The 20,038-nt window shown below is 65.8% G+C and carries 19 protein-coding genes; 12 read left to right on the top strand and 7 right to left on the bottom strand.

What is annotated here, in order from left to right:
* Window positions 1-342 precede the first annotated feature (342 nt).
* Both K323_RS28495 and K323_RS0111910 read left to right on the top strand, forming a co-directional pair.
* On the top strand, window positions 343-1,161 hold the full coding sequence (locus K323_RS28495; protein WP_157509415.1) for a Mu transposase domain-containing protein: 819 nt from the start codon (window positions 343-345) through the stop codon (window positions 1,159-1,161).
* Complete coding sequence (locus K323_RS0111910; RefSeq protein ID WP_022885507.1) at window positions 1,161-1,928, top strand: ATP-binding protein; 768 nt, start codon at window positions 1,161-1,163, stop codon at window positions 1,926-1,928. Before K323_RS28495 ends, K323_RS0111910 begins: the two co-directional genes overlap by 1 nt.
* A 388-nt stretch (window positions 1,929-2,316) precedes the next feature.
* Here K323_RS0111910 and K323_RS0111905 read toward each other — a convergent pair whose 3' ends face one another.
* Window positions 2,317-2,922, bottom strand: coding sequence for a TetR/AcrR family transcriptional regulator (locus tag K323_RS0111905; protein WP_022885506.1), 606 nt, complete (start codon window positions 2,920-2,922; stop codon window positions 2,317-2,319).
* Window positions 2,923-3,059: 137 nt separating this feature from the next.
* Between K323_RS0111905 and K323_RS0111900 the strand changes: the two genes are divergently transcribed.
* The 4 genes from K323_RS0111900 to K323_RS25715 all read left to right on the top strand — a co-directional run bounded on the left by K323_RS0111900 (window position 3,060) and on the right by K323_RS25715 (window position 6,986).
* Window positions 3,060-3,953, top strand: a complete 894-nt coding sequence (locus K323_RS0111900; RefSeq protein WP_022885505.1) for a TIGR03620 family F420-dependent LLM class oxidoreductase — start codon at window positions 3,060-3,062, stop codon at window positions 3,951-3,953.
* Window positions 3,954-4,012: 59 nt separating this feature from the next.
* Complete coding sequence (locus K323_RS0111895) at window positions 4,013-4,762, top strand: SDR family NAD(P)-dependent oxidoreductase (protein WP_022885504.1); 750 nt, start codon at window positions 4,013-4,015, stop codon at window positions 4,760-4,762.
* A gap of 911 nt (window positions 4,763-5,673) precedes the next feature.
* Complete coding sequence (locus K323_RS0111890) at window positions 5,674-6,708, top strand: amidohydrolase family protein (protein ID WP_022885503.1); 1,035 nt, start codon at window positions 5,674-5,676, stop codon at window positions 6,706-6,708.
* Window positions 6,705-6,986, top strand: a complete 282-nt coding sequence (locus K323_RS25715; RefSeq protein WP_022885502.1) for a NifU family protein — start codon at window positions 6,705-6,707, stop codon at window positions 6,984-6,986. Before K323_RS0111890 ends, K323_RS25715 begins: the two co-directional genes overlap by 4 nt.
* Window positions 6,987-7,041: 55 nt before the next feature.
* On the opposite strand, the gene K323_RS0111880 is transcribed toward K323_RS25715, so the two are convergent.
* Together K323_RS0111880 and K323_RS0111875 are read right to left on the bottom strand one after the other, a co-directional pair.
* Entirely contained in the window at window positions 7,042-7,947 is a 906-nt protein-coding gene (locus tag K323_RS0111880; RefSeq protein ID WP_022885501.1) for a LysR family transcriptional regulator, read from the bottom strand.
* A gap of 126 nt (window positions 7,948-8,073) precedes the next feature.
* A complete protein-coding gene (locus K323_RS0111875) occupies window positions 8,074-8,472 on the bottom strand; it encodes a RidA family protein (RefSeq protein WP_022885500.1) in 399 nt (132 codons plus the stop codon).
* A 156-nt stretch (window positions 8,473-8,628) separates the two neighbouring features.
* On the opposite strand from K323_RS0111875, the gene K323_RS0111870 reads away from it, so the two are divergent.
* Genes K323_RS0111870 through K323_RS25700 form a run of 6 tightly spaced genes read left to right on the top strand, consistent with a single transcriptional unit; the run spans window position 8,629 to window position 15,813 of the window.
* Window positions 8,629-9,462: a fumarylacetoacetate hydrolase family protein gene (locus K323_RS0111870; RefSeq protein WP_342663005.1), complete on the top strand. Its 834-nt coding sequence runs from the start codon at window positions 8,629-8,631 to the stop codon at window positions 9,460-9,462.
* Complete coding sequence (locus tag K323_RS0111865) at window positions 9,459-9,917, top strand: cupin domain-containing protein (RefSeq protein ID WP_022885498.1); 459 nt, start codon at window positions 9,459-9,461, stop codon at window positions 9,915-9,917. The genes K323_RS0111870 and K323_RS0111865 overlap by 4 nt, the downstream gene beginning before the upstream one ends.
* Window positions 9,914-10,783, top strand: a complete 870-nt coding sequence (locus K323_RS0111860) for an acyl-CoA thioesterase (RefSeq protein ID WP_022885497.1) — start codon at window positions 9,914-9,916, stop codon at window positions 10,781-10,783. The genes K323_RS0111865 and K323_RS0111860 overlap by 4 nt, the downstream gene beginning before the upstream one ends.
* 48 nt (window positions 10,784-10,831) lie before the next feature.
* Window positions 10,832-12,487, top strand: a complete 1,656-nt coding sequence (locus K323_RS25710; RefSeq protein WP_022885496.1) for an AMP-binding protein — start codon at window positions 10,832-10,834, stop codon at window positions 12,485-12,487.
* A gap of 4 nt (window positions 12,488-12,491) precedes the next feature.
* Complete coding sequence (locus tag K323_RS25705; protein WP_022885495.1) at window positions 12,492-14,918, top strand: bifunctional salicylyl-CoA 5-hydroxylase/oxidoreductase; 2,427 nt, start codon at window positions 12,492-12,494, stop codon at window positions 14,916-14,918.
* A gap of 13 nt (window positions 14,919-14,931) precedes the next feature.
* Window positions 14,932-15,813, top strand: coding sequence for a PaaX family transcriptional regulator (locus K323_RS25700; protein WP_022885494.1), 882 nt, complete (start codon window positions 14,932-14,934; stop codon window positions 15,811-15,813).
* On the opposite strand, the gene K323_RS28895 is transcribed toward K323_RS25700, so the two are convergent.
* The 4 genes from K323_RS28895 to K323_RS28885 all read right to left on the bottom strand — a co-directional run bounded on the left by K323_RS28895 (window position 15,773) and on the right by K323_RS28885 (window position 19,963).
* Window positions 15,773-16,510 carry an alpha/beta hydrolase family protein gene (locus tag K323_RS28895; protein ID WP_022885493.1) on the bottom strand — a complete coding sequence of 246 codons (738 nt, stop codon included), beginning with the start codon at window positions 16,508-16,510 and terminating at the stop codon, window positions 15,773-15,775. The genes K323_RS25700 and K323_RS28895 overlap by 41 nt on opposite strands.
* Before the next feature lie 7 nt (window positions 16,511-16,517).
* Window positions 16,518-18,233 carry an amidohydrolase gene (locus tag K323_RS0111835; RefSeq protein WP_022885492.1) on the bottom strand — a complete coding sequence of 572 codons (1,716 nt, stop codon included), beginning with the start codon at window positions 18,231-18,233 and terminating at the stop codon, window positions 16,518-16,520.
* Window positions 18,230-19,174 (bottom strand): CobW family GTP-binding protein, encoded by a 945-nt coding sequence (locus tag K323_RS28890; protein WP_022885491.1) that lies wholly within the window; start codon window positions 19,172-19,174, stop codon window positions 18,230-18,232. The genes K323_RS0111835 and K323_RS28890 overlap by 4 nt, the downstream gene beginning before the upstream one ends.
* Before the next feature lie 117 nt (window positions 19,175-19,291).
* Window positions 19,292-19,963, bottom strand: a complete 672-nt coding sequence (locus K323_RS28885; protein ID WP_169515646.1) for a GntR family transcriptional regulator — start codon at window positions 19,961-19,963, stop codon at window positions 19,292-19,294.
* Between the last annotated feature and the right edge of the window lie 75 nt (window positions 19,964-20,038).

Below are 20,038 nucleotides of genomic sequence, written 5' to 3'. Positions count from 1 at the left end.
AACTCGTCGATCGAATCACGGGAACAGAACCTCGCAAACTGGGACCACGCCCACCGGTACTGCATCCTCGTCGACGGCGCATGGCCGAGCGGACTCATTGCCGCGTCTGCCTGCGCGATTAACTCGCCTATTGAAACACTCATCTCCGGCTCACCTCCAGTGAAAATCGAAAGAGATGAGCCAGCGTAGGCGGGCCGCGATTATCCCGAGGAAATCAGCTCTCAGGCCGCCATTGCACACGCCCGCAGAGCAGGACTCGGGATAACAGACTCCTCGGGATAGTCGCGCTTATCCCGAATTCGGGATAAGCGCGACAAAGCGGCAGCCGAGAATGCGGTGAACGTGGTCAATAAGCGCGTCATCGGTTACCTCGAGGACGACATGTTCACGACCCTGAGCGAGTTGAACGCCGCAATTGAAGAGCGGGTTCGGGAGATCAACCACGACATCCGCCACGCCGACGACACGACCCGGTGGGAGAGGTTCGAGACCGAAGAGCGCGAGCTGCTCGGCCCGTTGCCGGATGCCGGGTTCGAGGACGTCGAGTGGAAGGAACTCAAGGCTGCCCGCAACTACCATGTCACCGCTGACACGCAACGGTATTCCGTGCCGTTCGCGTTGGCGGGCAGGTTGCTGCGGGTGCGGTTGACGGCATCGCGAGTGACGGTCTTCGATGGGCACGAGAGTATCTGCGAACACCCGCGGTTGACGGGCCGGAAAGGGCAGTACTCGACGCTGCCGGAGCATGTTCCGCCGCAGCACCGCAACATCGACGGGCTCTGGTCGAGGCGCTGGTTCACTGACCGGGCCCGCAGCGTCGGCCCGGCCACTGTCACGGTGATCGAGCAGATCCTCGACGCGCAGACGATCGAGGCGCAGGGCTATTTGGCCTGCCAGAACATCCTCGACGGCCTCGGGAACAACAACCGGGAACGACTCGAGGCGGCCTGCCAGGACCTTCTCAACCGCCGCGCCCACCCGACTTATTCGACGTTGAAGCGTCTGATGGCCGCGATCGACACCGACGCGAAGAAGCCCCGCCGGGTGGTCCCGGCGGCGTCGACCCGCAAACGCGTCAGCACCGTCGTGTTCCGCGACACCATCCCGGACGTCTATGTTCGCGACGCATCCCACTATGCCCGCGATGAGGAGGGTAACTGATGTTCACGAGCATCGATTACGACAAGTTCCGGGCCCTGCGCGTGACGCATGTCGCGACCCGGCTGGAGGAACTCATCCAGGACGAAACCAACGACACCCTCACCCCGGAACAGTTGTTCCTCACCGCGGTCGATGACGCGTTGGAGTCGCGGCGCATTAACAAGGTCGACAAACTCATCCGCCAGGCCGCGTTCCCGATTCCGGGCGCGACCGTCGCTGAAGTCGACTACCGCGACGGACGCGGCATCACCCCGGTCAGGATGCGACGCTACGCCGCCCACGACTGGCGGACTGATCCGACGAACCTGCTCATCATCTCGCCCACCGGCGGCGGGAAAACCTACCTCGCCTGCGCGCTGGCCATCGGCGCCTGCCAGAGCGAACACTCCGTTCTCTACTTCCGGATGGACGACCTCGCCCGGCGGCTCGTCATCGCCCGCGGTGATGGCATCGCGCACCAGAAGCTGTTGAACGAGCTCTCCAACATCGACCTGCTCATCATCGATGACTTCCTCACCGTCGGTATCGACAGCGACGCCGCCAGCGACCTATTCGCGATCCTCGCCAACAGGGAACACCGGCTGCCGACGATGATCGCCTCGCAGACGGGACCCGCGCACTGGGTCGCCGAGCTGCCCGACCGTGTCGCGGCGGACTCGATCGTGAACCGCCTGGCCAACAACGCCCGAATCATCAACCTCGGCCAGATCGACATGCGCCGGCACCGCAACGACCAAGCCCGCGCCCACGACGGCTACTGGGAATAACCCCGAGGCGGTCCCGGCATCGGGCCCGGGCCGCTACCACCTCCGCAGAACCGCGCTACCAACTACGTGGACTCGCGCTACCGAGAAGCGCTACTCGCCAGTCAGAACAGGCATAAAAGGGGAAGATCCCGCCTACCTCGCCTTTACCCGTGGAGGCGCTGCCCCGTCGCGAGCGTTGACGGCCGGCCGCACGATCCGCTCGAGAAGTTCGACACGGCGGAGCCCGGACATACCCGCCGCGACATTGTGGCCCACGACGTGCCGATGACACTCAGCGGGTCGCGGTGACTTTCGCTGACGTGGACCAGCGAAAGCACGCCAGTCGGATGCTCCATCTCCTCTTGGATGGACGGTGCTACGGGAACTGATCGCCAGACATGCGGCGCGATCAGCTGGCCATCTGGAGGGCTTGACGGAAAGCATTGACCGCGATGGCGGCAGTCTTTTGCAGCTCTTCTAGGCTGGCACCTGCGGCAGCGTGGACAGCTTGGCCCTCGGCGACGACCATGACAAAACGAGCCAAGGCCGCCGGGTCGGCGTCGGCGGGCAGGTCACCGTCGGCGCGGGCCTGAGCGAGCCTGTCTGCAAGTGCGTGTTCGCCGGTGAGGCGGCTCCTGGCAAGAAACTGGGGTATGGCGCTGTTGGCGGGATTGGATGACAGTCCGCCCTGGATGGAGAGACACCCTCGTGGCCGCTCGGGCCGGGTCAGGGCAACGGCGTTGCGTTCCAGATAGTAGCGGGCCACCTCGAGTGCGGTGGGCTGCGCGAGAGCATCGCGGAAATATGCCAGCTCACGTTCGGCGTAGCGCTGCACAACCTGCTCGAACAACTCTGCCTTGGTGCCGAACACCGCATACAGGCTCGGCTTGTTGACCCCCATCGCCGCGGTCAGCTCCGAGACGGCCGTACCCTCGTAGCCCTGTTGCCAGAACACCTCCACCGCACGGTCCAACGCTGCGTCTGGGTCAAACGTCCGCGGTCGTCCGCCAGCCATGACGCCTCCTTCTCCTGCCTCTGATATCCCCATGATATCCGGTTTCGAACCGATCGGTTCGAAATTTTGCCTCGGCGTCCTTGGCATGCTAGCGTTCAGTTGTTAACCGTACGGTACAAAACCTGAAAGTGGGCAAGATGACAAGTCGTGAACTGGCGCAGAGGCTCGGGCCGTTGGGCGTATGGAGCATGGAACTTCGCGGCGCGAGCAAGGCAGTGGTTCGGGAGGCGGCCGCGGAGCTGGACGAGCTCGGACTGCGGACGATGTGGATACCCGGCCTGGACGGCAAGGGCGTCTTTGACGACGCAGACCAGCTTTTGTCCGCGGCTCCGCACAGCTTGATCGTCCTCGGCGTGCTCGGCATCTGGGGCCAGCCGGTCGACGATGTCGCGAGTCGCGTTGCACACCTCGACGAGGTCCACGGTCCACGTACTGTCATCGGGCTCGGGGTCAGCGACCCCAGCTCCGCGAAGCGACACGGCCAAAGCTTCGGCAACCCCATCGACTCGATGGGTGCCTACCTCGACGGGCTGGACGCTGCCGCGACACCGCTGCCCGCGGCTCGGCGCCTGCTCGGTGCGATGGCCCCCCGGATGGTCACGCTCGCGGCCGACCGCACCGCGGGAGTCCACCCGTTCCTGGTCACGCCCCAATACTCCGCCAACCAACGAGCCAGGATCGGCCCCGAGCCGCTGATCGCACCCCATCAAGCCATCGTGTTGGACTCCGATCCCGAACGGGCACGTGCAACAGCCCGCGCCGGAGTGGGCATGTTCATCGGCTTACCCGCTTACCGGAACAATCTACGGCGCCTTGGCTACGGAGAAAGCGATCTGATCCACGGGGGCAGTGACCGCCTCATCGACGCGCTCGTCGCCTGGGGCAGCATCGGGGACATCGAGCAACGACTGCGTGAGCACCTCGCCTCTGGAGCCGATCACGTCGCAGTACACGTCCTGGGCGGCAGCGGAATCCCGCTTGCGCAATGGCGGGAGTTGGCGCCTATCATCCCGTCGCTGACCGCGTCCTGACGTCTGGCTACTTAGGCCAGCTGAAATCCAACAATTCACATCAAAAGAAAGTAATCAACATGGGACAGCTAGACAATAAGACCGCGCTCATTTCTGGCGGAACCTCGGGCATCGGCCTCGCCACCGCCCACCGTTTTGTCGAGGAGGGCGCACATGTATTCATCACCGGCCGCCGCCAGGTCGAACTGGATGTCGCCGTCGCAGCGCTCGGTGAAAACGTCACCGGTATTTGCGGCGATGTCTCGAACCTCGACGACCTCGACCTGGTGTTCGCGGCGATCGCCGAACGCGGACAGGGACTCGACGTTCTGTTCGTCAACGCTGGCGGTGGCGCGTTCGCGACCCTTGAAGAGCTGACACCTGAGGGCTTCGATGCCACCTTCGGAACCAACGTCCGCGGCACAGTGTTCACCGTGCAGAAGGCACTTCCCGCGCTCAGGGACGGCGCATCCGTCATTATCACCGGCTCGACCGCCGCCAGCAAAGGCAACCCGGCCTTCGGCGTCTACGCCGCGACCAAGGCGGCGCTGCGTTCGTTCACCCGTACCTGGGCCGCGGAGCTCGCCGGTCGCAATATCCGGGTCAACGCGATCGCCCCTGGACCCACCAACACTCCGGGCCTGAGCGGCCTGGCACCTGACCCGAGCCAAGCCAAGGGCCTGCTCGACATGCTCACCGGCAACGTCCCCTTGGGACGACTCGCGCACCCCGACGAAATCGCCAACGTCGTGCTGTTCCTTGCCTCCGAGCAGGCCAGCTTCATCACTGGTACCGAACTCTTCGTAGACGGCGGCGAGGTCCAGCTCTAGGAACAACAAGCAGGGGCAGCGGCCGGACGCTGAGGGGGCGACTGGCTCCGCGCTCCCAACGCGCACCAGGAAGTGTTGAGGAACCCATGAACCTCGAAGAATCATTCACGCTAGCCGTCGCAGTCACACCACCCTTAGCGTTCGGCGACGCTCCCCTCCCTCACCTTCATCGGAGCCGTATCGGGCCGGGCCGCAGGCGAACTACTCAACGGCGACGTGCTTCCCGGCCGCGGCGGCGACTCGCTGACAGCAGAAGTTCGACGGCTTCGGCCGCCCCGACCTCAGGTTCGGCCCTGCCGTATCCCAACGATCGCGGCCGGCCCTCAGATCCCTCTCCCTGTTAGGAGGTGCGGAGCATCGCCCACAGCTGCAAAATCCCATGCAAGGACAAGGGCCCCTATCACTCGGAGGCCTTTTCTTGTCCACTGAGAGTTAGCAAACTACATCACTCATATTGCGATCAACCCACTGTGAGTTGTTCAGAGTTCTCAACAGGCCGGAGGCAGCCACGGCGTCCCGACCGACGCTGACCTCGCCGATCGCACTCGGACGGACTCTGAATCGCCGCGCCGAGGACCTGCTGGGGTTCCCGGCCGGCACGGCACATCGAACGGGACGAGAGCAGGTAGCAACGGACCCCTCGACTACTTCAGCGGCTCCGCGCTCAGCTTTCGCAACCTGACGGACGACATCGCCAGATCGCTCCCCGCAGCCAACGGCTTCAGAACCCGACTACACCTCGCGATTGCGATGAGTCGAAAAAGCCTTGTCATAACCAAAGAGGTATAGGGGTGTCGGAATACGTATTGGAGATCCTTAGCGCTGCTGAGCGATCCTAGTTGCGGGGCTTTTGCGCGTGTAGAGGCCGTCGGACCGCAGGGTGCGGTGCCGGATCACAAAGGAGTGTTTCGATGATCGATGACATGTTCGTATTCGACTGCGTCTGCCATGTCTACGACTTCTCGCCCGGAAATCAACGCAAGGAAATGCGTGCAATGGAGCCGATGCTGCAGGGTTGGGCTATTGCGATGGACATGATGAAGTATGAACCGCAGCAGGGCCAGTTCACCGGCGACTTCGATTGGGAGACCAAGTTCACTTCGGAGCAGATGTTCGACATCGAGTTCGTGCAGTCACCGGTGGACATGGCCATGGCGTGTGCCGTGCCGGTCTGGGACTGGTTCCAGGACTCATTCTCCTCGATCCAGGCGCAGGCCGACTTCAAGGCGCGCTACCCGGAGCGTGTGCTGCTCTCGGGCGGCGTCGACCCCATCCACCACGGTCTGCACGGGGCGAAGACAGAGATGACCCGGCAGGTCAAGGAACTTGGCGCACGCTCGATCAAGTTCTATAACACCCACATCGACCTCTCGTGGAGCTGTGACGACCGCGACCTCGCGTACCCGATGTACGAGCACGCCGGGGAGTTGGGGATCAAGAACCTCCAATTCCACAAGGGTCTGCCTTTTGGGATGTGGGACGTCGAGAAGCTGCGCCCCGTCGACCTCCAGCGACCCGCGCGAGACTTCCCCGACCTCAACTTCGTCATCCACCACCTCGCCCTGCCATACTTCGACGAGGCGGTTTCGATCGCCTCGCGGTTCCCGAACGTCTACCTCGCGCTCTCCGGCGTTCTGGCCTTCTACAAGATCGCTCCCCGCCAGGTGCAGGAGCAGCTCGGGCGGCTCCTCATGGAGGTCGGCGCACACAAGCTGCTGTGGGGTTCCGAGGCCGCGATGACCGGCGCCCCTGCTCCCTTCCTCAAGGACTTCATCGAACTCGAGATCCCGCTGGACCTGCGCAAGGGCTATGGCTACCCGCAGATCACCCGGCAGGACAAGGAACTCATCCTGGGTCTCAACATGGCGCGGCTGTACGACGTCGACGTCGAGGCGAAAAAGACTGAGCTCGCGGCGAAGCCGGTGTTTCAAGGCGCCGGGTCATGAGTGAGATCTCCCCCGAAGACCTCGACCGCCGTGTGGTCTCACTCAATCGGGTGATGAGCGTTCACAAGGGCGGCGTCGAGGTGATCGCGGCCGAGGACGGGAACGTGGTGGTCGGATTCCGGGGCATGTGCACCGGATGCACGTATCGCCCGGTTTGCGCGGAGACGCTCGTGCGCCCAGCCCTCGGCACGGTAGGTAACGTGACCGACATCCAGATCCTCGGCACGCGCATCAACGAGGAGAATCGGCTGGCCCTCGTAGAGAGCCTCCGAGCCTAGGGCCGGTGATGTCGTGGACGGCGCATCTGCTCCACGGCCTCGCCGCGGACCGTCTTCACGACGTGACAATTTCCTCAGCCAAGGAGACCTGCTCGGCCACGGCCCGCAGGCGCCGTACGAGCGGTCGGTCCCCGTCGGCCTCACGCCAGGCGAGGGCGATCGTCGGAGGCTCGATGCCGACGACTGGCACGAAACAGACCGGATGGCCGCGGTAGGTATCCGCCACCCAGGCGGGAGCGATCCCGATCGCCTCGTTCGATGCCACCAGCTGCACGAACTTGTCAAGGCTGCGCACAGTGTGATGCGCGACCGCCGGCTTGCTCCGGTAGGCAGAGGCCGACCAGTATTCGCGGCACGCCGTATCAAGCGTGTCCGTGGCGACCCACGGTTCGTCGAGCAGTTCCCCGATCCTCACGGTCCCACGCGAGCTCAGCGCGTGACCAACGGGCAGCACAGCGATGATCCCCGGCCGCCCGAGGGGCAGGAGACCCAGGCCGTCGGAGAGGATCGGCAGGATGACGAACGATACGTCTGTCTTGTGCAGCATCAACCCCGCCGAAGGCTGGTCGAAGGCGTACTCCATGAGTTCGACGTGGCTATCGGGGAAGTCGTTCCGGAAGGTGCGGAGCACGCGCGCGATGAGTTCGGTCTGCGTGCCCATGATGATGCCGACGCGCACCGGCGACTGGTCCTCGCGATCCAGGGTGCGAGCAGCAGCAACCGCTGCGTCCAGCTCAGTCAGCGATGCGCGTGCGTGCGGCAGGAAGCCCTCGCCCGCGGTACTGAGCGCCATCCCTTTCGCGTGCCGTTCGAACAGAGCCACGCCCACGATGGCCTCGAGTGCACGGATCTGCGCCGACAGCGCTGGCTGGGAGATGTAGAGGTGCTGGGAGGCACGAGTGACGGTGCCGTGGTCGACGACGGCGATGAAGCAGTGGAGCTGGTGCACGCTGAGCGCCACGGAACACCTCCTCAGATCGTGGTCAGCGGTCGCTTCGGCGCAGACCATCAGCGCAGTTGGGTGTATCGCTCTTGTGGCGACCGTCAGAGTAGCGTGACTCTACCATCCGCACCTGCGCGCAAGCGGTTAGAGCGCGGAGATATGGGCGACCCCCTGGATCTCGATCAATGCCTCTGGCTGCCAGAGCTTGGTGATGCCGATGCCGGCCATGGCCGGATATTCGGTGCCCGCGAGGTCGCGCCATTTGGCGCCGATCGCCTTGCCGTTGCGCTGGTAATCGTCGACATCCGTGAGATAGATAGTGACGTCAACCAGGTCTTCCGGCTGTCCGCCGGCCGCGCGCAATGTGATCAGCACGTTGGTGAACGCCCGCTCGAACTGCTCGACAATTCCACCGGGCACGATCCGACCCGAGGCGTCCATCGCCGTCTGACCGCCGAGGTAGACCGTCGAGCCGGCGACGACGCCGTGTGCGAAGCCGACGGGCTCGACGAGTTCAGGTGGGTTGATGATTCGGCGTGACATAAGTGTCCCTTCTCCGTACGGCGATGCCGCAGATCCGTTGTCCGCCACCGTATTGATATCGCGTGCTTGTGACGTTCGTCAAAAGTATGCCATACTCAGGTCCACTACACACCTGACAACGGAGTACGGAGGTCGAGCCCGATGCAGCTAGCAGCGATGAGGACCAACGTCGGCGGTACCGCCGCCGCCGTCTTCGATGGCACAGGTTGGGCGACGATCGCCACCGCGGCGGACGTCACCGCCTTGCTCGCGCGCCCCGACTGGCGGCGACTGGCCGATGCCGCCCTCACCTCCGGGGACAGGATCACAGCCGAGGATGCGCAGCTCACCAATCCTCTTCACGCCCCCGCCAAGATTGTGTGCTGCGGCCTGAACTATGCCGATCACATCGAAGAAACCGGCAGGGAGACCCCCGAATTCCCGACGCTGTTCGCGAAGTTCGCCGACACACTCACCGGACCGGACGACGACATTCTGGTCACCGGATCGTCGGCCATCGACTGGGAGGCGGAGCTGGCCGTGGTAATCGGCGCTCCGATCCGCAGCGGCGACCGGACGGAGGCGCAAGGCGCGATTTTCGGCTACACCATCGCGAACGACGTGTCGATGCGCGATTGGCAGAGCCGCACCTTGCAGTGGTTCCAGGGCAAGGCCTTTGACCGCACCACTCCGGTGGGTCCGGTCGTCGTCACGGCCGACGAGTTCGATCCGGCCGCCGGTGCTGAGATTAGCTGTCTCGTCGGCGACGAGCTAATGCAGCACAGTGACACTGGCCGAATGGTCTTCGACGCAGCGACCCTCGTGTCATACATCTCGGGCTTCACCGCCCTCGGCCCCGGCGACCTCGTGCTGACCGGCACGCCCGGAGGCGTGGGCGTCGGCCGGGAACCGCGGCGGTACCTCGCCGACGGCGACGTACTCATCACGCGGATCGCCGGAATCGGCGAACTCCGTAACCGGATTCTCACGAAAGAGAGGCACAACTCATGACCGCAGACCACTCGATCTCCACCGAAGAACTCCGATGGGACAAGGTGCCACAGGTCACCCGCTCGGGCGAGGAAGACACGCGCACTCTCTCCTCGGGCGACTGCATCCGCGTCACGGGCGTCGGTCCGCAGCACACGGAGGCGAATAGAATCTGGTTCGGTCAAGTCTCCAATAAGCCGGGCTATCGCTCGCTCCCCCACCACCACGGTGAGGCCGAGACCGGCGGCTACGTCCTGCGCGGCCGTGCCCGGATCTACTTCGGCGAGGACTACGCACAATGGATTGATATGGCCGAGGGTGACTGGGTCTTCGTGCCGCCGTTCATGCCGCACGTCGAGGCCAACAGGTCGGTCACGGACGACCTGATCTGGCTGACCACGCGCACCCCGGACAACATCGTGGTCGACCTGCCGGAGGTCGAAGACAACGTGCTCGAGGGGTTCCGCCGCGCATGACCGAGTCCGCGGAGGTGTTCCGCCGGGCGATCGCGCTCACCGAGGTGCCGGCGCAGGTCTTCGACCGCGCCTTCACCGCCGAGGCGCAATATGTTCCGTGGCCGAAGGCGTACGGCGGCGACATGGTCGCCCAGGCTGTCGTCGCGGCGACAGCGACCATCGAGCAGGACCGGACGCTGCATTCACTGCACAACACCTTCCTCCGCCCGGTCGACGTGGGCCTCGAGGTGCGCTACGAAGTCGAACTGTTGAGAGACGGCCGCGGCTACTCCACCCGGCAGGTCCGCGCATTCCAGAACGACAAAGCGGTCTTCCTCAGCACCGCCTCGTTCCAGGTACCCGAGAACGGCCCAACCCATGCCCCGCCCAGCCCGGAAACACCGGCGCCGGAATCGCTCCCCAGCTCGGCCGAGTACCTCCGCGACGCGCACGACGACGCGGCCGCCTACTGGGCGTACGGCCGGAGCTTCGACCACCGGCACGTTCCGGGCCCGCTCTACCTGCGGCTCGAAGGCGAGGCCACGCCCTACCAGGCGGTGTGGGTGCGCGCCTTCGAACGGTTGCCCGACGACCCCGCGCTGCACCGCGCAGCGATCGCTTACGTCTGCGACTACACCATCCTGGAGCCCTCGCTTCGGGTGCTCGGGTTGCACTGGTCGTCACCGGGCCTCCGCACCGCGAGCCTCGACCACGCGATGTGGTTCCACCGCGACGCCCGCGCCGACGACTGGCTGCTCTACGTGCAGGAAGTCGGCGGCGTGCAGAGCGGTCGCGGGCTGAACTTCGGCCGCTTCTTCGACCGCGATGGGGTCCTGGTCGCCTCCGTCGCCCAGGAGGGCATGATCCGGGCGCCCGGATCGGCCTGACCCCACATCCGTTTGCCCGCACCTTCCGATGACGAAAGGACGACGTCGATGACGCTGACGCCCTCTGCTCACGTGGACACCTTCGCGCGAGACAACCTGCCTCCAGCCGAGGCGTGGCCCGTGCTCGAGCACACCCTGCCCGAGCTGCAGTACCCCGAGCGACTCAACGCCGCTGAAGCCCTGCTCGACCAGACGGTCTCCCGGTTCGGGCCGCATCGGATCGCGCTCCGCGCGGAGAACGGAGACGTCTGGACGTACGGACGCTTGCAGGAGCAAGCGAACCGCATAGCCCAGGTACTCACCGAGAACTACGGCATCGTGCCGGGCAACCGCGTCCTCCTGCGCATCCCCAACAACCCCTGGGCGGTCGCCGCATGGTTCGCCGTCGTGAAGGCGGGCGCGATCGTGATCACGACGATGGTGGCGTGGCGCTCGTCCGAGCTCACGAAGGTTGCCGCCAAGACCCGACCCAACCTCGTGATCGTAGATCACCGGTTCACGGAGGATCTCGCGGCTGCCCTCGGGGAGACCGTGCCGACCCTGGTGCTCGGCGGCAACGACGACGTGCTCATCCGCGCCGCGGATCAGAAGTCCGGCGATTTCGCCGCCGTACAGACGGCCGCCGACGACGTGGCGCTGCTCGGACCGACATCCGGTACCACCGGGGTGCCGAAGGTCACCATGCACTTCCATCGCGACATCCTCGCGATCGCCGACACCTTCGCCCATCACATCCTGCACATCCAGCCCGACGATGTCTGCGCCGGATCTCCGCCCCTCGCCTTCACCTTCGGCCTCGGCGGGCTGGTCATCTTCCCGTTCCGCTTCGGCGCGTCCTCCGTGCTGCTCGAGCGCTCCGGCCCGACCGCGCTGGCCGACGCCATCGACTCCTACGGTGTGACGGTGCTCTACACCGCGCCGACCGGGTACCGGGCGATGCTTAAAGAGGGCCGGGCGGACGCCCTGCGGAAGCTCCGGATCGGGGTCTCGGCCGGCGAGCACCTCCCCCGGGAGACCTTCGAGGCAGTCGAGCAACAGAGCGGACTCCGGCTGATCGACGGCATCGGCGCCACCGAGATGCTGCACGTGTTCATCTCCGCCGCCGGCGACGACATCCGTCCGGGTGCGACCGGCAGGCCGGTGCCGGGCTACCGCGCGACCGTCCTCGACGACGACGGCCACGAGGTTCCGGCAGGCACGCTCGGCCGCCTCGCCATCATCGGCCCGACCGGATGCCGCTACCTCGACGACGACCGTCAAGCCGACTATGTGAAGAACGGCTGGAACCTCACCGGCGACACCTACCGGCAGGACGAAGACGGGTACTTCGTCTACGGCGCCCGTTCCGACAGCATGATCGTGGCGGCCGGATACAACATCGGAGCGCCCGAGGTTGAAGCGGTCATCGACACGCATCCGGATGTCGCCGAGTCGGCCGTCGTCGGGCGCCCCGACCCGGAAAAGGGCGCCATCGTCAATGCCTTCATCGTGCTGCGTCCCGGTGTCGCCGCCGACGACGCCGCGCGCGAATCGATCCAGGCCCACGTGCATTCGCGCGTCGCCACCTACAAGGTGCCACGACGCATCGACTTCCTGGAAACACTCCCACGCAACCCCAGTGGAAAACTCCAGCATTTCATCCTCAGGGAGTGGATCGCGGCGGAGCTCGCCGCCACCGCCCCGAACGCCCCGAAGGAGGCATGACGACATGAAGATCGCCATCATCGGAGCAGGCCCGGGCGGCCTGTACTTCGCCGCGCTCATGAAACAACTCGACCCCGCTCACGAGGTGACCGTGTGGGAGCGCAACGCTCCCGACGACACTTTCGGATTCGGCGTCGTGTTCAGTGACGAGACGCTCGGCGGCATCGAGAACGCCGACACGGTGGTCGCTGCCGCCATGCGCGAGAGCTTCGCGCGCTGGACCGATATCGACATCACCCTTGATGGCAGCACCCACACGGTCGGCGGGCAGGGCTTCGCGGCGATGAGCCGCAAGGGGCTCCTCCTCGTGCTCCAGCAACGAGCGCGAGATCTCGGAGTCATCGTGAACTACCGAACCGAGGCGCCCGACACTGAGCTGCTCGCCGCCGATTACGATCTGGTGATCGCTTCCGACGGCATCAACTCTCGCGTCCGGGGTCGCTACGCCGACAGCTTCGGCCCGAGCATCGACGTGCGTCAGTCGAAATACATGTGGCTGGGCCTGGACCGCGCCTTCGAGGCTTTCACCTTCATCGTCAAGCACACGCCGTACGGCGTCATGCAGATCCACGGCTACCCCTACTCCGCCACTGAGAGCACCTTCATCATCGAGATGCATGACGACGTCTGGCGCCGCGCCGGCTTCGACGGGAGCGAGACCGAGACCTTCGCCCCTGGGGTCAGCGACAATCGGTCGATCGCCCGCATCGCCGAGCTTTTCGCCAACGAGCTCGGTAGATCTCAGGTGCTCACCAACAACTCCAAGTGGCTGAACTTCGCGACCGTACGGAACGAGCACTGGCGTCACCAGAACATCGTGTTGCTCGGCGACGCCGCCCACACCGCGCACTTCTCGATCGGATCAGGCACGAAACTCGCCATGGAGGACGCGCTGGCCCTCGCCGCGTGCCTGCACGAGCATCCGGATCTCGACTCTGCCCTCACCGCGTACGAGGCCGAGCGCAAGCCCGTGGTGCTCTCCACCCAGCGGGCCGCGCAGGCCTCACTGGAATGGTTCGAGAACATCGATCAATACGGCGACCAGGAGTCGCTGCAATTCGCCTTCAACCTGCTCACTCGCAGCCGCCGGATCACCTTTGACAACCTCGCGCTGCGCGACCCCGAATTCGCCGGCACGGTACTGGAGGACTTCGCAGGCCCCGCCGCGGAAGCCGCGACCGCTCCCGCGATGTTCCAGCCCCACCGCATCGGTGGACTCACCCTCAAGAACCGCGTGGTCGTCTCGGCGATGGACATGTACTCCTCCGTCGACGGCGTGGCAGGCGACTTCCACCTCGTGCACCTCGGCAGCAAGGCGGCGGGTGGCGCTGGGCTCGTCATGACCGAGATGATCGGCATCTCCGCGGAAGGCCGGATCACACTCGGCTGCACCGGCCTCTACACCGACGTGCACACCGACTCCTGGAAGCGGATTGTGGACTTTGTGCACGGCTCGACCACCGCGAAGATCGGCGCCCAGATCGGGCACTCGGGCCGCAAGGGCTCCACGAAACTGATGTGGGAGGGCATCGACGACCCGCTGCCCGAGGGCGGCTGGGAGACCGTCGGCCCCTCGGCCATCCCCTACGGCCCGGCGAGTCCCGAACCGCGTGCCCTGACCCGAGTCGACATGGACGAGCTGCGCGAGCAGTTCGTAGCCTCGGCCCGGCGCGCCGCCCAAGCCGGTTTCGACCTGCTCGAGGTGCACGCCGCCCACGGCTACCTGCTCTCCTCCTTCCTCTCCCCAATCGCCAACCAGCGCGATGACGAGTACGGCGGAAGGGTGGAGAATCGCCTTCGCTACCCGCTCGAAGTCTTCGACGCCGTGCGCGAGGTCTGGCCGGCCGAGCGCCCGCTGCTGGTGCGGATCTCGGCGCACGACTGGGTGCCGGGCGGCAACACCGACGACGACGCCGTCGAAATCGCGTCCGCGTTCATCGCCCACGGCGCCGCGGGCATCGACGTGTCGTCGGGCCAGGTGGCCAAAGCCGAGCGCCCGGCGTTCGGCCGGAGCTACCAGACCCCGTTCGCCGACAAGATCCGCAACCGGATCGGCCGCGCCGCCGAGGTCACGGTGATCGCGGTCGGCGCGGTCTCCTCCTACGACGACGTCAACTCCATCCTCCTGGCCGGCCGCGCCGACCTCGTGGCGCTCGGCCGCACCCACCTCTGGGACCCGCAGTGGACCCTGCACGCCGCCGCCGATCAGGGCTATCGCGGCCCCGGCGCCGAGTGGATCGCTCCCTTCCGGGCCGGCTCCCGCAAGCCGCCGTCGGCGCGCACCGATGCGATCCGACCGCGGCTGGAACTGCTCGCCACAGCGGTGGATCCGGTCGACGACGGAGTGCACCGTCGCTGGATCGACGGAGCCGCAGTTGCCGCCGATCCGGGGAACACGCGCACGGCGCCCGTGCCGGCGGGCGCGCACTGAGTATGCTCTCTGCATGACGACCGTTGCGACTCCATCGGCGGCCCAGCGGCAGCAGCACTACATCCTGACGATCTTCGGCCTCTATTCGCGGCTCGACGGCAAGGCGCTGCAGATCTCGCATCTGATCGCGCTGCTGCACGCTCTCGGGGTCGAGGACGCCAGCATCCGCTCGTCCGTCTCGCGACTGAAGCGTCGCGGAGTTCTGGTCAGCACCCGGGCGGGCGGATCTGCGGCGTATCGGCTCTCCCCCGAACTCGAGGCCGTGTTCCGGGAGGGCGACGCACGCATCTTCGCCCCCCGACGCGCGACCGTCGCCGATCCGTGGCTGCTCGTCTCGTTCTCCATCCCGGAGAACGAGCGGCATCTCCGGCATCAGCTGCGCACGATCCTCACCAGGCTAGGCTGCGGCCAGGTGTCGCCTGGTCTCTGGATCGCGACCGAGCAGATCTTCGCGGAGCTCGACAGCGCCCTCGAGCGCGACGGGTTGCGCGAGTATGTCGATCTTTTCCTCGCCGGCCACGTCGCGCGCGGCTCGACCGCCGCCGCCATTCGCCGGTGGTGGGATCTCGACGCCCTCGACCGGCTGTATCGCGACTTCGTGGAGCGCTGGTCGGCCGTGGCGCGCGGAATGCGCGATTCCCCCCCCGACGACGAGCAATTCGCGGCCCAGATTGGTCTCTTGACTGAGTGGCGGCGCCTGCCCTACCTCGACCCCGGCATCCCGCTCGAGCATCTCTCGGCCGATTGGAGCGGGGTCACCGCCGAGCAGCTCTTCCTCGAACTGTTCGCGACACTGCAGCCGGCGGCCGAGCTATTCGTCGAATCGGTCACCGGCCACCGGGCCGTGTCGCCGGCTATCGGGCCGTCGGAACAGCCGATGCCAGCCACTCCGTGACCAGCGCTGCGATCTCGTTGCGGCAATCATCAAGGTAGTAACGCTCAAAGAAGTGCCCCGAACCCTCCATGATTTCCAGGCGTGTGGCGGTGTTGCCGGCCGCGATCAGTGCGGCGTTCATCAGCTGCGAATGGTGCAGCGGCGAATGCAGATCCGTGGTGCCAGCGATCAAAAGCACGGGAGCGGTGATCCGGTCGGCGTAGTTCAACGCGGCGTACCGCTCGTACGGCGCGGGATCCGCGAACGGATCGGCGTCGCCGAACCGGGAGACGAGTGCCGCGTAGCGCACGGGCGCGTAGTCACGGGATGCCCGCACATAGCCGAGAAAGTCGGTGACGGGGTGGATGGCCGCGACAGCCGCCACCCGCGCATCCGTCGCCGCCATGCGGAGACTCACCATCGAACCGCGGGAATGGCCCACCAACGCGATCCGCGAAGCGTCGACGCGCTCGTGAGAGGCCAGCTGATCGATGGCGGCCTGCACGTCCTCGTCGTCGTCGAGGAGGTCCATGCCGCGGTAGCGGATCGCGAGGACTGCACGGCCGTCCGCCACCAGGGCATCGCGCAAGAACGCCAAGCCCGCGATGTCGCGCGTGAGGCCGGGGCACAGCACGACCGCGGCGAGCGCGTCGCCCCCGTCGGGCAGGGTCAATTCGGCGTCCATCGGGGTGCCGCCCACCGGGATCGTCAGGTTCATCTGCAGTTCACTCTCTCTCGTACACGGTTCGGCCGCCGACGATTGTCTCTTCGACTCTGAGCGAGAGGAAGTCCTCGTCGGGGGTGGTCAGCGGGTCGCCGGTGAGCACGGCCAGATCGGCGAGCTTACCCGCTTCGATGCTGCCCTTCAGGTGCTCCTCGCCGGTGGCGATCGCGTTGTTGATCGTCCAGATCCGCAAGGCGGTCTGGCGGTCGACGGTCTCCTCCGGCATCAGCACTCCGGCGAGGGTCTCCTGCGAGAACGTGGCCCAGAGCCCGAGGAAAGGGTGCTCGCGGTCGTAGGCGACGGCGGGCGAGTCGCTACCGCCCGTGACGAGCAGCCCGGCAGCCAACCAGGATCGGATCGGCTGACCCCACTTTCGGATCGTCACGTCGATTGCGTGTCCCGGGTCGTCGGGCTCGCCCATGCGGATGCTCTGCAGCGCGCCCTGCATCGCGATCGACCGACCCGCCCCGACGTACGACAGGTGCGGATTCGCCGCGATGGTGATCCCCATCCGACGCAGGCGCTCTTGATACTCGGGCTGGATCAGCCCGAAGGCGTGCTCGTACGACCAGCGCCTCCCCGACAGCGGGATCTCGCGATCGGCCTCCTCGAGTGCATCCAGGATCACCTCGATGTCGTTGCCGAGATCACCCGGGGTGCCGTGGATGGCGAACGACCAGCCCAGCCGATTGCCTTCGACGACCAGGGCGCGGATCTTCTCGGGCTGCATGCTCCAGTAGCCATAGTTCTGGGCGACGATCTTCAACCCGCCGACGCGCAGCCACTCGTCGCCGAAGCCCTGCTTGGGACCCATGTAGGAATGCAAGGACTCGAGGATCTGCTCGGTGTTCAGGTACTGCACGGGTAGCCCGAGGATGAGATCGGTGCGCACCGTCGCTTCACCGCGAGCCACCAGATCCTGGTAGACGTCGATCTCACGCGGGGCCACGCCCATGTCGCGGGTGCCGGTGATGCCTGCCGCGTTCAGCACCCGCATCTGCGCTCGAAGCGCCCGCAGAGTTGTCTCGTGGTCGAAGTCGAGGAAGTCCCACATCTTGATCGGCTGGCCGAGGCGTTTCCACCAGGCGCGGCGCGCGAGATCGCCGGCGCCCACAATTAGATGGCCCGTGGGCACCCCCGACTCATCGCGCACGATGTGCCCCTGCGCCACCTCGGGGTCCGACCCCGGATCGGGCGTCTCGGCGTTGATGCCGGCCAGCTCCAGGGCGCGAGTGTTCACGATGATGTTGCGCCCACCGTCGGCGATGTACACCGGGTTGTCGGGGGCGACCTGGTCGAGGTCGTGCCGGTTCGGGAAGCGGCCGTCTCGGAGGGCGCCGCGGAACAGGCACGAGGTGGTGATCCACTCACCGGCCGGGAGCCGCCGAGCCGCATCAGCGATCCGGGCCTTGATCTCGTCGATCGTCGTGCACAGCTGCACATTGACCTTCGCGCCCGCCTCGGCCGTGTCGAGACCGGCCATCAGCTGGTGGGTGTGGTTGTCGATCAGCCCCGGAATGACGCTGCGCCCGCGCAGGTCGACCTCGCGGGTCGAACCGCCGGCCAACCGTCGGATGTCGGCGTCGCGGCCGACGGCGAGGATGCGGTCTCCGCTCATCGCGACGGCCTCGGCGATGCTGTCGGCAGCATCGATGGTGTTGATCCGCCCGTTGTACAGGATGGTGTCCGCCACCACACGTCCGTCTTCGACCTTCATCGCATCTCCTTCAGTCTGCTCTGGAAGGCGTCCAGTTCCGCATCGACCTGAGTGCGTCGCGACTGCGGCCCGATCAGCACGACACGCGCCTGCCCCTTCGTGAGGTCCCGCTGGGCGCTTGGAGGTGCGGGAAGCGCGGTGACCCGGGAGCCGACGCGGTGCACTGCGAGGCAGCGATCCGAGAGCCAGGCTAGGCCCTTGAACCGCGTGACGGCGGTCGACAGGGATTCCACCCAGTCGACGAACTCGCGTTCGACGAGGGGCATCGCCCCGCTCCACGACACGCTGGCGAAGCCGCTCTCGGCGTGCGGTGCCCGCGACTCCGAGAAGACTGTGGGATGCGGATGCGATACCACGAGCGCGTCGTTCACGCCGCGACCCTCGTCGGTGGTCACAGCCGCGGCCTCCGGGTTGATGCGCGACAGACGCTCCCGGAGGGCGCGAACCGTGTCGGGCGAGACGAGGTCGGCTTTGCCGATCACGAAGAGGTCTGCGCTGGTCAACTGCGCGAAGGCCGCCTCGGCGTGATCGAGGTTGAGGTCGAAGTTCTCGGCGTCGACCACCGTCACCACGGCGGCGAGCACCAGATCGATCGGGAACACATGGTTGGTGAGCAGGTCGGCGACGCCGAGCGGGTCGGCCACCCCGCTGGTCTCCACGATGATCGTGTCGAGAGAGGATGCGCCGGCGGCCAGGCCGACCAGCGCAAGGGCCAGATCTCCGCGGCTCTCACAGCACAAGCATCCGTTGGCCAATTCGATCACCGGGCCGACCGCCTCGCCGAGCAGCGAACCGTCGATGCCGAGAGAGCCGAACTCGTTCACCACCACAGCGATCCGGTGTGAGTCCGCGTCGTCTAAATAGCGCTGGATGAGCGTCGTCTTACCGCTCCCCAGAAACCCTGTCACGATAGTGACAGGGATGACACCGGCGTTGGGCATGTTCTCGAGCGTATCGCTTCGTCGCGACTATCGTCAAGAAGACGCAATAATTGTGCACCAATCGGCATCTGTTCGATTCCCCGAAGATTGGACGCCCCGCGCGGGCAGGATAGGCGTTCAGACGAGGGGCGAGAGCAACCCCGCAGATGACATCCCGGCGAGGACATGGCCCTCCCACGCGCTGATCACGTCACGAGCATTCCCGTGGACAAGCGCCTCGGCGAGCAGGCGGTAAAGCTCTTCGTGCGAACTCAGGAAGTGTTCGGCGCCTAGGCCAACTGGTGGCAGCGTCACGCTTAGCGCCAGGCGGATCTGATCGCGAAGCGCGCCGTACCGACTGGTCAGCCGGGGCAGTCCGGCGAGGGCGACGGTGTCGGCATGGAAATCGGTGTCCGCCATCGCGAACTCTACGGCATCGCCAGCCGACCGCATTTCGTCGATGTGACTGTGGAGCGAATCGATCGGAGTCCTGTTCTGAACAATCATCCGCACCGCCAGCACCTCGTCTGCGATCCGGAGCGCCGCAAGCTCCGGAAGGTCGGAGTGATCAATCGAGAGGACGCGATAGGAACGGTGCGTGGCCTTCTCGACAAGACCCCCCTGCTCAAGCAATCGCAGGGCTTCGCGAACCGGGGATCGGCTGACGCCCATCTGCTCCGCCATCACCGAATCCGGGAGCGAGTCGCCGGGTTGGAAGGTTCCGCTCAGGATCTGCTCCCGGATCTGACGCTGGGCCTCGTCGGTGAGAGAGACGGTACTAATTTTCTGGAAGCTGTCGCGTGATGCCATGCACTTAGGATACCGCCGACTTGCGATTGTCGACAGTACGCAATAACCTGACGACATTGTCCCGAGCAAAGGAGC

It is taken from the genome of Glaciibacter superstes DSM 21135 (genome assembly GCF_000421145.1).
Taxonomy (GTDB): domain Bacteria; phylum Actinomycetota; class Actinomycetes; order Actinomycetales; family Microbacteriaceae; genus Cryobacterium; species Cryobacterium superstes.
This window is presented reverse-complemented; position numbering and strand designations above follow the sequence as displayed.

Excerpts from the sequence above, each read along its gene's own strand:
- K323_RS0111905 (WP_022885506.1), bottom strand. The coding sequence starts at position 2,922 with ATGGCTGGCGGACGACCGCGGACGTTTGACCCAGACGCAGCGTTGGAC.
- K323_RS28895 (WP_022885493.1), bottom strand. The coding sequence starts at position 16,510 with ATGAACCTGACGATCCCGGTGGGCGGCACCCCGATGGACGCCGAATTG.
- K323_RS0111865 (WP_022885498.1), top strand. The coding sequence starts at position 9,459 with ATGACCGCAGACCACTCGATCTCCACCGAAGAACTCCGATGGGACAAG.
- K323_RS0111835 (WP_022885492.1), bottom strand. The coding sequence starts at position 18,233 with ATGAAGGTCGAAGACGGACGTGTGGTGGCGGACACCATCCTGTACAAC.
- K323_RS0111875 (WP_022885500.1), bottom strand. The coding sequence starts at position 8,472 with ATGTCACGCCGAATCATCAACCCACCTGAACTCGTCGAGCCCGTCGGC.
- K323_RS25715 (WP_022885502.1), top strand. The coding sequence starts at position 6,705 with ATGAGTGAGATCTCCCCCGAAGACCTCGACCGCCGTGTGGTCTCACTC.
- K323_RS0111870 (WP_342663005.1), top strand. The coding sequence starts at position 8,629 with ATGAGGACCAACGTCGGCGGTACCGCCGCCGCCGTCTTCGATGGCACA.
- K323_RS25700 (WP_022885494.1), top strand. The coding sequence starts at position 14,932 with ATGACGACCGTTGCGACTCCATCGGCGGCCCAGCGGCAGCAGCACTAC.
- K323_RS28890 (WP_022885491.1), bottom strand. The coding sequence starts at position 19,174 with ATGCCCAACGCCGGTGTCATCCCTGTCACTATCGTGACAGGGTTTCTG.
- K323_RS0111860 (WP_022885497.1), top strand. The coding sequence starts at position 9,914 with ATGACCGAGTCCGCGGAGGTGTTCCGCCGGGCGATCGCGCTCACCGAG.
- K323_RS25710 (WP_022885496.1), top strand. The coding sequence starts at position 10,832 with ATGACGCTGACGCCCTCTGCTCACGTGGACACCTTCGCGCGAGACAAC.
- K323_RS0111900 (WP_022885505.1), top strand. The coding sequence starts at position 3,060 with ATGACAAGTCGTGAACTGGCGCAGAGGCTCGGGCCGTTGGGCGTATGG.
- K323_RS0111890 (WP_022885503.1), top strand. The coding sequence starts at position 5,674 with ATGATCGATGACATGTTCGTATTCGACTGCGTCTGCCATGTCTACGAC.
- K323_RS25705 (WP_022885495.1), top strand. The coding sequence starts at position 12,492 with ATGAAGATCGCCATCATCGGAGCAGGCCCGGGCGGCCTGTACTTCGCC.
- K323_RS0111910 (WP_022885507.1), top strand. The coding sequence starts at position 1,161 with ATGTTCACGAGCATCGATTACGACAAGTTCCGGGCCCTGCGCGTGACG.
- K323_RS28885 (WP_169515646.1), bottom strand. The coding sequence starts at position 19,963 with ATGGCATCACGCGACAGCTTCCAGAAAATTAGTACCGTCTCTCTCACC.
- K323_RS0111895 (WP_022885504.1), top strand. The coding sequence starts at position 4,013 with ATGGGACAGCTAGACAATAAGACCGCGCTCATTTCTGGCGGAACCTCG.